The organism is Acidovorax sp. NN32 (genome assembly GCF_057597245.1).
Genome location: NZ_CP199679.1, coordinates 2,012,465 through 2,025,088 on the forward strand (window position 1 = coordinate 2,012,465; position 12,624 = coordinate 2,025,088).

General features: G+C 65.4%; 12 protein-coding genes. 3 read left to right on the top strand and 9 right to left on the bottom strand.

All coding sequences use genetic code 11. The features are described 5' to 3' along the window. Nucleotides 1–68 precede the first annotated feature (68 nt). Nucleotides 69–443 carry a hypothetical protein gene (locus ACT89O_RS09295; RefSeq protein ID WP_487262423.1) on the bottom strand — a complete coding sequence of 125 codons (375 nt, stop codon included), beginning with the start codon at nucleotides 441–443 and terminating at the stop codon, nucleotides 69–71. Nucleotides 444–780: 337 nt separating this feature from the next. On the opposite strand from ACT89O_RS09295, the gene fumC reads away from it, so the two are divergent. Beyond that, a complete protein-coding gene (fumC, locus tag ACT89O_RS09300; RefSeq protein WP_487262424.1) occupies nucleotides 781–2,166 on the top strand; it encodes a class II fumarate hydratase in 1,386 nt (461 codons plus the stop codon). Between the two features lie 113 nt (nucleotides 2,167–2,279). On the opposite strand, the gene ACT89O_RS09305 is transcribed toward fumC, so the two are convergent. The 7 genes from ACT89O_RS09305 to ACT89O_RS09335 all read right to left on the bottom strand — a co-directional run bounded on the left by ACT89O_RS09305 (nucleotide 2,280) and on the right by ACT89O_RS09335 (nucleotide 8,979). Beyond that, the gene (locus tag ACT89O_RS09305) at nucleotides 2,280–3,053 is read right to left on the bottom strand and encodes a Crp/Fnr family transcriptional regulator (RefSeq protein WP_121508750.1); all 774 of its coding nucleotides are present in this window, start codon (nucleotides 3,051–3,053) and stop codon (nucleotides 2,280–2,282) included. A gap of 148 nt (nucleotides 3,054–3,201) precedes the next feature. Then, nucleotides 3,202–4,374: a DNA topoisomerase IB gene (locus ACT89O_RS09310; protein WP_487262425.1), complete on the bottom strand. Its 1,173-nt coding sequence runs from the start codon at nucleotides 4,372–4,374 to the stop codon at nucleotides 3,202–3,204. Between the two features lie 212 nt (nucleotides 4,375–4,586). Further along, the gene (locus ACT89O_RS09315) at nucleotides 4,587–5,285 is read right to left on the bottom strand and encodes a response regulator (protein WP_487262426.1); all 699 of its coding nucleotides are present in this window, start codon (nucleotides 5,283–5,285) and stop codon (nucleotides 4,587–4,589) included. Then, nucleotides 5,282–6,865 (bottom strand): ATP-binding protein, encoded by a 1,584-nt coding sequence (locus ACT89O_RS09320; RefSeq protein WP_487262427.1) that lies wholly within the window; start codon nucleotides 6,863–6,865, stop codon nucleotides 5,282–5,284. Before ACT89O_RS09320 ends, ACT89O_RS09315 begins: the two co-directional genes overlap by 4 nt. 20 nt (nucleotides 6,866–6,885) lie before the next feature. Beyond that, nucleotides 6,886–7,149 (bottom strand): hypothetical protein, encoded by a 264-nt coding sequence (locus ACT89O_RS09325; protein ID WP_487262428.1) that lies wholly within the window; start codon nucleotides 7,147–7,149, stop codon nucleotides 6,886–6,888. Nucleotides 7,150–7,350: 201 nt separating this feature from the next. After that, nucleotides 7,351–8,205 (bottom strand): dioxygenase family protein, encoded by an 855-nt coding sequence (locus tag ACT89O_RS09330; RefSeq protein ID WP_487262429.1) that lies wholly within the window; start codon nucleotides 8,203–8,205, stop codon nucleotides 7,351–7,353. A gap of 201 nt (nucleotides 8,206–8,406) precedes the next feature. Beyond that, entirely contained in the window at nucleotides 8,407–8,979 is a 573-nt protein-coding gene (locus ACT89O_RS09335; protein ID WP_218135473.1) for a TIGR00645 family protein, read from the bottom strand. Nucleotides 8,980–9,202: 223 nt separating this feature from the next. Here ACT89O_RS09335 and acs point away from each other — a divergent pair, with 223 nt between their 5' ends. Beyond that, complete coding sequence (gene acs, locus ACT89O_RS09340; RefSeq protein WP_487262430.1) at nucleotides 9,203–11,197, top strand: acetate--CoA ligase; 1,995 nt, start codon at nucleotides 9,203–9,205, stop codon at nucleotides 11,195–11,197. Between the two features lie 433 nt (nucleotides 11,198–11,630). Further along, nucleotides 11,631–12,113: a hypothetical protein gene (locus tag ACT89O_RS09345; protein ID WP_055400488.1), complete on the top strand. Its 483-nt coding sequence runs from the start codon at nucleotides 11,631–11,633 to the stop codon at nucleotides 12,111–12,113. Between the two features lie 156 nt (nucleotides 12,114–12,269). Here the strand turns inward: ACT89O_RS09345 and ACT89O_RS09350 are convergent, their stop codons facing one another. After that, nucleotides 12,270–12,575 (bottom strand): c-type cytochrome, encoded by a 306-nt coding sequence (locus ACT89O_RS09350; protein WP_055400490.1) that lies wholly within the window; start codon nucleotides 12,573–12,575, stop codon nucleotides 12,270–12,272. Nucleotides 12,576–12,624 lie beyond the last annotated feature (49 nt).

The window sequence follows — 12,624 nt, forward strand, 5'->3', positions numbered from 1 at the left end:
CAGTCTGGCCCGCCTCTCAAAGCTCAGCAGCCCCAACGGCAGACTGGCTGGAGGCCACGCCATGCTTTTTACGCTTCGGCACCGTCGCCGGAGTCCGGATCCAGCTCCGGGTCGTCCGCCGGGTCGTCCGCCGGGTCATCGGCCGGATACTGGTCGGCTCCCGCCCGCACATCGCCGTTTTCAGCCGTGTCGTCGTCGGTGTCCATCGACTCCAGGTGGTCGGGCAGGATGTCGCGCGACTCCAGCTGCAGTTCGGGCTCCACGCTCGCGCGTTCGCCGGTTCCGTAGCGGTCGGTGTCGTTGTCGGGGTCGGTGCCATACAACCCGGTGCTGTCGCTGCCCGAGTCGGATGCATCGCTGGGACCCAGGCTGTCGTTGCCCTTGGCGCTGTGAAGGGGAGAAAGGTTGTCGGCATCGATGCCAAGCAGGCTGCTTTTGGCCATGGTGGTCTCCGTGGATTCGCGGCGAGGAAAGTTGCTGCACCGCCATGGTGTGCCCACTGGCGTCCGTGCGGTGTAAGAACAAGCCGACGATTGAGCGCGAGAAGGTGTGGGGTCTTGTCAAGACCTCACAGCGGGCCGGAGCGAAGCCCCCACCGGCAGTGATGACGGCACCGCTTTTCTGCGCTCTGCAGCGGGGCTTGCCACACACTGACGAGCGCATGCTTGCGCACCAGCAGTGCAGTGTATTAAATGAGAATGGTTATTTTTTGCATTATTCTGCCGGGCGCGGCCCCGTTGCCAGGTCGCACCTGTTGTTTCACTTGGAGAACCGCTGTCCATGACCACCCGCACCGAACGCGACACCTTTGGCCCCATCGAAGTCCCGGCCGACAAACTCTGGGGCGCGCAGACGCAGCGCTCGCTGCAGAACTTCGACATCTCTGGCGAGCAGCAGCCGCGCGAGATCATCAAGGCGCTGGCCCAGGTCAAGCGCGCCTCGGCCGTTGTCAACCAGGCGCTGGGCCTGCAGGACGCGCAGAAGACCGAGGCCATCGTGGCCGCTGCTGACGAGGTGATTGCTGGCAAACATTCCGGTGAGTTTCCGCTGGTGGTCTGGCAGACGGGCTCGGGCACGCAGACCAACATGAACGTCAATGAAGTGCTGGCCAACCGCGCGAGCGAACTCCTGGGTGGCGAGCGCGGCGAAGGCCGCCTGGTGCACCCCAACGACGACGTAAACCGCAGCCAGTCGAGCAACGACGTGTTCCCCACCGCCATGCACGTGGCCGCCGTGGAAGCCCTCACGCACCGCCTGCTGCCCGCCATTGCCAAGCTGCGCGCCACGCTGGCGAAGAAGGCGCAGGACTTCGACGGCATTGTCAAGATCGGCCGCACCCATCTGCAGGACGCCACCCCGCTCACGCTGGGCCAGGAGTTCTCGGGCTACGTGGCCCAGCTCGACCATGGCGAGCGCCATGTGCGCGCGGCGCTGCCCCACCTGTACGAGCTGGCGCTGGGCGGCACCGCCGTAGGTACGGGGCTGAACGCGCCCAAGGGCTATGCCGAGCAGGCCGCCGCCGAGCTGGCGCGCCTGACGGGTCTGCCCTTCGTCACCGCGCCTAACAAGTTCGAGGCCCTGGCCTCGGTGGATGGCCTGGTGTTTGCCCACGGCGCGCTCAAGACCCTCGCCGCCAGCATGATGAAGATCGCCAACGACGTGCGCTGGCTCGCCAGCGGCCCGCGCAGCGGCATTGGTGAACTCAGCATCCCCGAGAACGAACCCGGCTCCTCGATCATGCCCGGCAAGGTCAATCCCACCCAGAGCGAGGCGGTGACGATGCTGGCCGCCCAGGTGTTCGGCAACGACGTGGCCATCAACTTCGGCGGCGCCTCGGGCAACTTCGAGCTCAATGTCTTCCGCCCCATGGTGGCCCACAACTTTCTGCAGAGCGTGCGCCTGCTGGCCGACGGGATGGTGAGCTTCAATGATCACTGCGCCGTGGGTATCGAGCCCAACCGCGAGCGCATCACCGAACTGGTGGATCGCTCGCTGATGCTGGTGACCGCGCTCAACACCCACATCGGCTACGACAAGGCCGCTTTCATCGCCAAGAAGGCGCACAAGGAAGGCACCAGCCTGCGCGAAGCGGCCGTGGCCTCGGGCCATGTGACGGGCGAGCAGTTCGACCAGTGGGTGGTGCCGGGCAATATGGTGGGGCGCTGAGGGTCAGCGCGGTGTGGCGTGGGTCAAAAGTTCAAGAAAAAATGACCGCCAGCGCTTGTCCAATAAGCGCAAGGTGCTATTGTTTTTGATTGGCCGGTCGCAAGGCGGCAGGACTATTCCTGCTGCGCCAGCGCTTCGAGTTGGTCTTGCTGGTAGACGACGATGCTGCGCTGGTGGATGCCGATGATGCCCTCACGCTCCATCCACTTGAGTTCCACATTGATGCGCTGGCGTGAGCCGCCCAGCAGTTGTGCCAGCTCGTCCTGCACCAGTGCCAGCCCGATGGCCCCGCGCTGGCCGGGCACGGCCGCACGCTCGCCAAAACGGCGCAGCACGTGCAGCAGCTGCTTGGCCAGCCGCGCGCGCAGGGGCAGGGTGGCCATGTCTTCCATCATCCAGTACAGGTAGCGCATGCGGCGTGCCTGCAGCGTGAGCAGGGCCTCGCCGAACTCGGGGTGTTCGCGCAGCAACTGGCGGAACACGCCCTCGGCCACGCTCAGCACCGTGGTGGGGCCGTGGGCGTGCGCGTCGTAGGTGTTGGGCCCCCGGTGCAGCACCTCGGCCTCGCCCACCCAGATGCCGGGCTCCACATAGGCCAGCGTCACCTGCTTGCCCGACGGCGTGGTGCGCCGAAACCGGATGGCACCACTGGCACAGGCAAACCAGTCCTGCGCCAGATCACCCTGCTCCACGATCATCTGGCCGTGTGTGTAGCGCGTGATGCGGCCCAGCCGGAAGATGTCATGCCGCAGCGACGGCGTAAGCGCGGCGAACCAGCGGCCCCGGTTGATGGCTTCACGCTCCGTCTGGCTGAGGAACGGGCGTTGCAGGTGGTGGTCGGCCAGGGAATGGGCGGACTCTGGCAAGGCAATGGTGGCGGTGGGCATGGCGGCAGGCTGGAGTTGCGGGGCCGGCCTGTGCGCGGGGCCGGGCTGAAAGACGGTGACAAGGCGCAGCATGCCAGTTTAGCGAGACAGCGCTCACTGCGATGGCCCTGTACGGCACTTGTGCGACACCCCAGCAGCGGCACCATGCTTACGCTTTGGTGGTGGGGCGCGCCTTGTGCAGCTTTTGCGGCTTGCGCAGAAACGCCAGCAATCGGCGCTCCGCCGCGCTCAAGCCCCGTGGCGATGTGGTACCGCCAATGTGATTCCACACCGCCTGCAGGCCGGGCCCCGCGTCAGATGCCAATCGTGTGCCCAGCTCCAGCACAGCCGGGTGCACGTACGACTTCTTGCACACGGCGGGCGTGTTGCCCAGCTGGCGCGCCACCTCGGCCAGGATGGCCTTGGCGTTGTAGCGCACGTTTTTATCGGCGGCGGTGGCTACTGGTTGCGTACAGGCCAGGCGCGTCAGCTCCAGCGCCTGCGTGGTGCCGTGCCAGGTGCGAAAGTCCTTGGCAGTGAAATGATCACCTTCTGAGTTTGCCGCGCCGTCCGTGATCTCGCGCAGATAGTCGTTCACGTCGCCCGAGCCTACGGTGCGCAAGCTACCGTCTTCGTCCTCGTATTGAAAGAGTTCCTGCCCCGGCAGTTGTTGGCAGCGTCGCACCACGCGGGCCACGCGCGGGTCGTCCAGCTCGACCTCTTGCAACACGCCGCTCTTGCCGCGAAATCGCAGCTTGAGCTGACTGCCTTTGAGTTGCACATGCCGCGTGCGCAGCGTGGTCAGGCCATACGAGCGGTTGGTGGCGGCGTATTCCTCATTGCCCACGCGCAGGTAGGTGGTGTCCAGCAGGCGCACCAGCGTGGCCAGCACCAGCGTGCGAGTCAGAGGCTGGCCGTTGCGGTGCGCGGCAAGGTCGCGCGCCACGCGGCTGCGCAGGCGCGGGAGCACGCGGCCAAACGCCTGCATGTGTTCGAACTTGCCCTCGTCGCGCTGCACGCGCCACTGCGGGTGGTAACGGTATTGGCGCCGTCCGCGCGCGTCCAGCCCCGTGGCCTGCAGGTGCCCGTGGGGCAGGGGACAAATCCACACATCGGTATATGCCGGTGGGATAGCCAGGCGTTTGATGCGGGCGACCTCGTCCGGGTCTTGCAGCCACTGGCCATCGGGCAAACGGTAGCGGAAAGCCTTGGCACCGCTGCGCACGCGGGTAAGGCCGGGCATGGCGGGTGTGACGTACACCAGGCCTCCAGGGAGCTTCTGGGGGCGGCTGGTGGGCCGGGGTGGTGCTGGTGCGCGGGGCGATGGGGGCAGGGCGGGCATCGGGGCGAACAGGTAAAAGTGGCCAGGGTGTGGCCCCGATCACACCCGTGCCCGGGCGGAGGTGGTGTAGGTGCGCTGCGTGCGTTGGGGTGAGACAGGGGCGGAATAGGCGGCCCGCCACACCACTGTCTCGTGGTTAAAAATGGCCCCTGCGCATATTGGATAAGCGGCAACGCTATTAAAAATGTAGCAATCTGCCCATCGGGCCAGGCTCACTCGGCCGCCGTCGGGTCCAGCGCAAAACCCACGCCGTACACCGAACGAATCCAGTCGCTGCCATCCGCGCTGGCGGTCTTGAGTTTTTTGCGCAGATTCTTGATATGGCTGTCGATCGCGCGCTCGTTCACATCGAGGGTGTCTTCATAGGCCTGGTCCAGAAGCTGCGCGCGCGAGAAGATGCGCCCCTGCTGGCGTGCCAGCACTTGCAGCAAGCGGAACTCGCGCCGCGTCAGACCCAGCGGCGTGCCGTGCAACGTGGCCTGCCAGTGCGATTCGTCCAGCATCAGCGCTGCCACCGTAGTGGTGGCTGCCGGTAGCTCCTGCGCGGCGGCGGTGCGGCGCAGCACGGCCTTGACGCGGGCCACCACCTCGCGCGGCGAAAACGGCTTGCAGATGTAGTCGTCCGCGCCCAGCTCCAGGCCGATGAGGCGGTCTACCTCTTCGACGCGGGCGGTCAGCATGATGATGGGGTGCTGGGTGTGGCGGCGCGCCTGGCGCAGGATTTCAAGCCCATCCAGGCCGGGCAGCATGATGTCCAGCAGCGTGAGGTCCGGCGGCGCGGCCATCATGCTGGCGAGCGCCGCGCGGCCCTCGGCCTGGTGTTCCACGGTGTAGCCTGCGTGGCGCAGGTAGTCCACCACGATGGCGGCGATGTCGGGTTCGTCTTCGATGACGAGGATGCGGTGGCTCATGAGGGGTTGTCCAGCAATGGCAGTTGCAGCGTGATGCGCAGGCCGCCCAGGGGTGAGGTGTCGGCCGTCAGCGTGCCGCCGTGCGCGAGCACGATGGCGCGGCAGATCGCCAGGCCCAGGCCCGAGCCGCCATGGTCGCGGTTGCGCGAGGTTTCGGCGCGGTACAGGCGGTCAAAGATGCGTGGCAGCTCGTGCGCGGGCACGCCGGGCGCGCTATCGTCCAGCTGCACCTGCAGTTGGGCGGCTCCATCGGCCGGTGGCAACAGGCGTGCCGAGAGGCGCAGCAGGCCACCCGCGTCGGTGTAACGCAGGCTGTTTTCCAGCAAGTTCAAGAACACCTGGTGCAGTTGCTGCGCATCGCCCCGCACCAGGGGTGCAGGCTGCGCCGGAACCTGCGCGGTCAGGGCGTCCAGGCCGGTGGTGTCCACGTCGATGCCCGCCTGCGCCAAGCGCGGGCGCATGGATGCGAGCGCCTCGTTCAGCAGCGACAGCGGGTGCACGGGCACCTGGGCCGAGGGTGCACTGGTGCCCGCCGCGTCCAGGCTGGCGCGCAGGTCGCCCACCAGCTGGATCAGGCGCATCACCTGCCGGTGCAGGCGCAGCGCGGTCTTGTCGTCAAACGGGCGGATGCCGTCCTGCACGGCCTCGATTTCGGCGCGCATGGCGGCCAGGGGGGTGCGCAGCTCGTGGGCTACGTCGCCCAGCCACTGGCGGCGGCTGGCCTCGATGCTGCTCAGTTGTTCGGCCATGGTGTTGAAGGTGCGGGCCAGCTGGGCCAGTTCGTCGTTGCCGTGCACGGGCACGCGGGTGTGCAGGTGGCCCTGCGCAATGCCGCGTGCGCCGTTGGCCAGGGCCTCGACGGGGGCCAGCCAGCGCCGAGCCAGCCAGCCCGACAGCAGCAGTGCCAGTGCCAGCCCGGCCAGGCCGGTCCATGCCACAAAGCCCAGGTGTTGCGCCAGAAAGGCCTGGTCGGCTTCGCTGCGCACACCTTGCGGAGGTGCCAGCACCAGCTGGCCGATGGTCTTGCCGTCGGCTCCCGCAAGGGCCAGCCGCGCGCTACCCGGCTGGGGCGCCGTGCCAGCCACCAGGTGTTGCTGTGCGTCCACCAGACCCAGGCGGGGGAACAGGTCGTCGGGGTGACGTTGTGGGCCACCCGCGCCGCGCTCGCCCGGGGGCGGCCCGCCATCGGGGGGCGGTGGTGGGGGCTGCTGCATGCTGCGGTCCGCTGGCGGGTTGCCGTTCGCCAGTTCGGGGGGCGTTCCGGGCGAACCGCTCCGGTCGGTGGGCGGGGTGCCTTCTGCGCCTTGGGTGTTTGATCGGCGCAGGCCGCTGCCAGGGTGGCTGAGCTGGCCCCAGAGGCGGGGCTGGTTGCGCAGGGTGTCCCAGCCGCCCGTCTGCGTGTGGTGGGCCTGCAGGCGCTCGGCCAGCCAGTCCATGCGGGCCAGTTCAATCTCTGCCACGTACGGGCCCAGGCCCCGCTGCAAGCCCAGCCGCGAAAAGCCTGCAAAGATCAACAACAAGGCCACCAGCAGGGCTGCCAGGGCGATGAAGGCTTTGCGGTGAAGGGTCAGGTGGGGCATCGATGGGGCTGCAGGACGGTCTAGCGGGCGGGGGGCGGGCCGCCTGCACCGCCGGGGCCGCCAGGCCCGCCTGCGGGCATGGCCACCAGGGTGCCACCCATTGTGCGGCATGTGCCTGCGAGCGATTTGCCGTCGGGCATGGTCAGCGTCACGCTGGCGCCTTCGGTCTTGCCCTTGCAGGCGGCATAGGCTTCGGGCGGCGGAGCGGGCGGCTCTTGCCGGCCCTGCGATTGCGCCAGCACAGGGGCGGCCGATGTTGCTGCCAGTACGGTCGCGAGGGTCATGCGGGCCAGCAAGTGGAGACGAAGAGAGTGCAAAGTCATCGTTTTTCCGTAGGTGTAGTGAAGAAATGCGTTCAATGAGTGGATTCGCCGCCAGAAACCGGCGCGGCCCAGGCCAGTGCACCCGTAGAACCGGCTTTGGCGGGCCACCGGGTGCGTCCCCCTCCGGGGGATGGCGCCGAAGGCGACTGAAGGGGCTTTCAGTCAAGCCGCAATCGAGATCGTGATGCTGGCCGAGTACCCGCCGCCGCTGTTGGCCTGCATCGTGGTCATCTCCAGCGTGGTGCCATCGCTGAAGACGTTGTCGGTGGCAAAAGTGATGGAAGCCAGGTTGCGCACGCTGGCGCTGTAGCCGGAATTGGCGCTGTAGATGCTGCTGAGCAGCTCGGTGGGGAAGGCCAGCTGCGTGGTCTTGACCTTGTTGCGCGCATTGTTGGCCGACGCGAGCGTGGGGTAGATCTCCAGGTGCATGTGCGGCATGCGGCCCGCATAACAGCCGGGCACGATGGTGGTGAAGGTCACGGTGCCGCTGGCATCCGTCGCCTGCACGCCGCGCAGGTAGTTGTCGGCAATGTTGTTCGAGCTGTAGACCGAGTAGTTGCCGTCCTGCGTGCAGTGCCACAGGTAGATCGCGTAGCCTGATAGCGCTGCGCAGCTGGCGCTGGTGTTCGTCAGCGTGATGGTGATGGTCAGCGGCACCCCACTGACCTGCGTGGACGAGCCGATGGAGCTGCGGATGTCCGATCGCACGATGCCGCTGAGCGCCAGCACGTTGTAGGTGTTGTTGCTGGCCGTGGAGCCATCGGCGGGGTAGGGGCCTGCGGTTTCTTCGGGGACAACCGAGCAGGTGGTTGTGGTGCCTGTCCCCGTTCCGGTGCCTGTACCTGTGCCGGTGGTGTCGGTCGTGTCCGTGGTTTCGGTGTCTCCGCCCCCGCAGCCGAACAAGGTGGCCACGCCCAGGGAACCCAGGGCGTTCAGGGCAAAACGGCGGTTGGTGGGTGCCTGCGTGGCGGTGGCGAGGGGGGCGACGATGGCTTGGGCGGCGGTGCTGCGGTCCATGGATTTCTCCTGCAAGTGGGTATGGCCTGCACTGTGCCGCCCGATTGGGGAGAAATTTGGGAGCAGATATCGACCTAAGTTGCTACTTTTTTTGTAGCTGTAAATCAATGCCAGTTAAGCGTTAGCACTATTTTCAACTCGAAAATAAGCAAAGAGGCCGCAATGGGCGGCCTCTTTCGGGTGCGGAGGGGGGAGGGGCCGTCAGTGGCGCGCGGGCGGTGTGGAATGCGCCATCAGGCGGTCTGTCAGGGCAATGGCCAACGCGCTGAGGAGGAACACCACATGAATGATGGTCTGCCACATCAGCACCTTGATGTCGTAGTTGGCGGCGTTGATGAAGGTCTTGAGCAGGTGGATCGAGCTGATGCCGATGATGGCGGTGGCCAGCTTGACCTTGAGTACCGAGGCGTTCACATGGCTCAGCCACTCGGGCTGGTCGGGGTGGTCTTCCAGGTGCAGGCGCGAGACGAAGGTTTCATAGCCCCCCACGATCACCATGATCAGCAGGTTCGAGATCATCACCACGTCGATCAGCGCCAGCACCACCAGCATGATGATGGTTTCGTTGAGCGAGGTCACCTCGAAGTCGCTCTTGTAGCCAATGCTGGAGACCAGGCTCTTGAGCGCGGTGGTGTTGCCAAAAGCGGCCTCGATCAGATGCACCAGCTCCACCCAGAAGTGGAAAACGTACACCGCCTGGGCCAGGATCAGGCCCAGGTACAGGGGCAGCTGCAGCCACCGGCTGGCAAAAATCAGCGAGGGCAGGGGACGCATGGGCGCCGGGGGGACGGGTTTTTTGGGGAGGGACATGAAATGAAGGGTGGATCTTGGGTCGCGCGATTTTAGGGGGGCCGCGTGACACCCCTCATCCGCAAGCGCTCTTCCGCCTGGTTGCAGGTGGCCTATTCTGTAAGCTTCGTGCCAGTCAGTGGCTTGTAAGTGCCACGGCCGACAGTACCGCCCAATTCCAATTCCATCAGACCCAGGAGACAACACCATGAGTGCGCCCACATCCGCCATCGAGTCCGTATTGGTTGAGAACCGCGTGTTCCCGCCCTCCGATGCGATCGTCAAAGCCGCCCGCGTGTCAGGCATGGCGGGCTACGATGCGCTGTGTGCCGAAGCCGAGAAGGACTTCGAAGGCTTCTGGGCGCGCCTGGCGCGCGAGAACGTGCAGTGGTCCAAGCCGTTCACGCGCACGCTGGATGAATCCAACGCACCGTTTTACCAGTGGTTTGCCGACGGCGAACTCAATGCCTCGGCCAACTGCCTGGACCGCCACATCGGCACGCCCACCGAGAACAAGACCGCCATCCTATTTGAGGCCGACGATGGCACGGTCACCAAGATCACCTACAAAGAGTTGCTGGCCCGTGTGAGCCAGTTTGCCAACGCCCTGAAGGCCCATGGCGTGAGCAAGGGCGACCGGGTGCTGATCTATATGCCGATGACCATCGAAGGTGTGGTGGCGATGCAGGCCTGTGCCCGCATTGGCGCCACGCACAGCGTGGTGTTTGGCGGCTTCAGCGCCAAGGCGGTGCACGAGCGCATCATTGACGCGGGTGCCGTGGCCGTGATCACCGCCAATTACCAGATGCGGGGCGGCAAAGAGCTGCCGCTCAAAGCCATCATCGACGAAGCCCTGGCCATGGGCGGCTGCGACACACTCCGCAATGTGTTTGTCTACCAGCGCACGGCCACGGCCTGCAACATGGTAGCCGGGCGCGACAAGACCTTTGCCGAGGCACTGGCGGGGCAAAGCACCGAATGCGCACCCGTGGCCGTGGGCGCCGAGCACCCTTTGTTCATCCTCTATACCAGCGGCTCCACCGGCAAGCCCAAGGGCGTGCAGCACAGCACCGGCGGCTACCTGCTGTGGGCCAAGATGACGATGGACTGGACGTTCGACCTGCGCGCCGACGACGTGTTCTGGTGCACGGCCGACATTGGCTGGATCACGGGCCACACCTACGTCGCCTACGGCCCACTGGCTGCAGGCGCCACGCAGATCATCTTTGAAGGCATTCCCACCTTCCCGAACGCTGGCCGCTTCTGGCAGATGATCGAGCGCCACAAGTGCACCATCTTCTACACCGCCCCCACCGCCATCCGTTCGCTCATCAAGGCGGCCGAGGCTGACGAGGCGGTACACCCCGCGCGCTCCGACCTGTCGAGCCTGCGCATCCTGGGCAGCGTGGGCGAGCCCATCAACCCTGAAGCCTGGATGTGGTATCACAAGAACGTGGGCGGCGAACGCTGCCCCATCGTGGACACCTTCTGGCAGACCGAAACCGGCGGCCATGTCATCACCCCGCTGCCCGGCGCCACGCCGCTGGTGCCCGGCAGCTGCACGTTGCCTTTGCCCGGCATCACCGCAGCCATCGTGGACGAAATGGGCAACGACGTACCCAACGGCGCGGGTGGCATCCTGGTGATCAAGCGCCCCTGGCCCAGCATGATCCGCACCATCTGGAACGACCCCGAGCGCTTCAAGAAGAGCTACTTCCCCGAAGAACTCAAGGGCTACTACCTGGCGGGCGACGGCGCGGTGCGCAGTGCCGACCGGGGCTACTTCCGCATCACCGGCCGCATTGACGACGTGCTGAACGTGTCCGGTCACCGCATGGGCACGATGGAGATCGAATCCGCCCTGGTCGCCAAGACGGATCTGGTGGCCGAGGCCGCCGTGGTGGGCCGCCCTGACGACGTGACCGGCGAAGCCATTTGTGCGTTTGTGGTGCTCAAGCGCTCGCGCCCCACCGGCGAGGAAGCCAAGCAGATCGCCAACGAACTGCGCAACTGGGTGGCCAAGGAGATTGGCCCCATTGCCAAGCCGAAGGACATCCGCTTTGGCGACAACCTGCCCAAGACCCGCAGCGGCAAGATCATGCGCCGCCTGCTGCGCAGCATTGCCAAGGGCGAGGCCATCACCCAGGACACCAGCACGTTGGAAAACCCCGCAATCCTGGATCAGTTGGCTCAGACCAACTGATCCAGAAGGTGCCGTGTAACGGCGCCAGCGCGCAGCGCTTGCGGGGTTTGGGGGCACTCATATCGCGTAGCGATGTGATGTGGCCACACAATCCCGTCGCTGGTCCTCCGCGCTTGTGAGGCGCTCTCGGGCTCCTCTGCACGAATCGGCGCGCCGTGTGCATCTGCGGTCTCGGGCGGTCTGCGGCGTTGCAAAACCTCGCAATAGCTGCGGCTATTGCTGCGTTTTGCGCCTTGCAGTCCATCCCGATCCGCAGCGCACGCTTTCCGCTCGATTCGTGCAGAGAATCCCTAGGGCTCCGCGCCTCCCTAGTTCTCTTTGTAGGACACCGCCTGAAATCTCCCGCCTGCGGTCGGTGACGGCCCGTGCATGCGTTACAACGGCGCATGGCGCTTGCGGATCTTCGCCTGGGCGCTGCCTACAGGAGGTTTTCATGCATCTGCGTTCCATCGTTCTTTGGGTGACGGTTTTAGCCATTGCTGCACTCGCCGCCCTCAATTGGCCCGCTCTGGCCGCACCGTCCCTGGTATCGCTTGGCATTGTGGTCTTTGAGGCTCCGCTGGGGCTTATCATGCTGGGCCTTACGGGCTTGCTGGGCATCTTTTTTATCGTCTATGTCTTGTCGCTCCAGGGTTCGGTATTGATGGAGACGCGACGTCATACCAAGGAAATGCAGGTCCAGCGCGAACTGGCGGACAAGGCGGAAGCCTCGCGTTTTACGGAGTTGCGGGCTTTTCTGGATGCTCAGCACCAGCAGGCGCACGCCACTGTGCTGGCGCGGCTGGATGAACTGGAAGCGCACCTAGCAGCGCGTGCCACTGAGTCCGACAACTCCACCGCAGCGTATGTGGGGCAGCTTGAGCACCAGCTGCGAACGCGCGGGCTGGAGGCGGTGCCGGTCGTTTCTCGGGTGTGATCAGAGGGGCTCGCAGCTTTTCGTTGCTGTGTCCTGCAATTTGCCCGCGCCCTGAAAAGCAAAACAGGTTCTAGAAACTATAAAGGCCGCGTCACAGTGCGTGGCGCGGCCTTTCACCAAGGGGCTATGCCGCCCCCGGGGTGAGGTTGAGGCGATTTACTTCTGCGTCAGCACCCACGCAGCCAGCTTCTTGGCTTCTGCATCGTTGACCTGGGCGTTGGCAGGCATCGGAACTGGACCCCACACCCCCGCGCCGCCCTTGACGATCTTGGCTGCCAGCTTGTCCACAGCATCTTTCTGACCGGAGTATTTGGCAGCCACATCCTTGTACGAAGGGCCCACCAGCTTTTTGTCCACAGCGTGGCAAGCCATGCAGTTCTTCGAGGTTGCCAAGGCCAGATCGGCCATGGCGGGTGCCGCAACCGACAGCGTCATGGCAAGGGTGATCAGGGTACGCTTCATGGTGGGAATTCCTGTGGTTGAGTTACAGTTCTTTAATGGAATTGTAGTG

What these genes read in the sequence shown, in the direction of transcription:
- ACT89O_RS09295 (WP_487262423.1), bottom strand. Translation starts at nt 443, where the DNA reads ATGGCCAAAAGCAGCCTGCTTGGCATCGATGCCGACAACCTTTCTCCC.
- fumC (WP_487262424.1), top strand. Translation starts at nt 781, where the DNA reads ATGACCACCCGCACCGAACGCGACACCTTTGGCCCCATCGAAGTCCCG.
- ACT89O_RS09305 (WP_121508750.1), bottom strand. Translation starts at nt 3,053, where the DNA reads ATGCCCACCGCCACCATTGCCTTGCCAGAGTCCGCCCATTCCCTGGCC.
- ACT89O_RS09310 (WP_487262425.1), bottom strand. Translation starts at nt 4,374, where the DNA reads ATGCCCGCCCTGCCCCCATCGCCCCGCGCACCAGCACCACCCCGGCCC.
- ACT89O_RS09315 (WP_487262426.1), bottom strand. Translation starts at nt 5,285, where the DNA reads ATGAGCCACCGCATCCTCGTCATCGAAGACGAACCCGACATCGCCGCC.
- ACT89O_RS09320 (WP_487262427.1), bottom strand. Translation starts at nt 6,865, where the DNA reads ATGCCCCACCTGACCCTTCACCGCAAAGCCTTCATCGCCCTGGCAGCC.
- ACT89O_RS09325 (WP_487262428.1), bottom strand. Translation starts at nt 7,149, where the DNA reads ATGACCCTCGCGACCGTACTGGCAGCAACATCGGCCGCCCCTGTGCTG.
- ACT89O_RS09330 (WP_487262429.1), bottom strand. Translation starts at nt 8,205, where the DNA reads ATGGACCGCAGCACCGCCGCCCAAGCCATCGTCGCCCCCCTCGCCACC.
- ACT89O_RS09335 (WP_218135473.1), bottom strand. Translation starts at nt 8,979, where the DNA reads ATGCGTCCCCTGCCCTCGCTGATTTTTGCCAGCCGGTGGCTGCAGCTG.
- acs (WP_487262430.1), top strand. Translation starts at nt 9,203, where the DNA reads ATGAGTGCGCCCACATCCGCCATCGAGTCCGTATTGGTTGAGAACCGC.
- ACT89O_RS09345 (WP_055400488.1), top strand. Translation starts at nt 11,631, where the DNA reads ATGCATCTGCGTTCCATCGTTCTTTGGGTGACGGTTTTAGCCATTGCT.
- ACT89O_RS09350 (WP_055400490.1), bottom strand. Translation starts at nt 12,575, where the DNA reads ATGAAGCGTACCCTGATCACCCTTGCCATGACGCTGTCGGTTGCGGCA.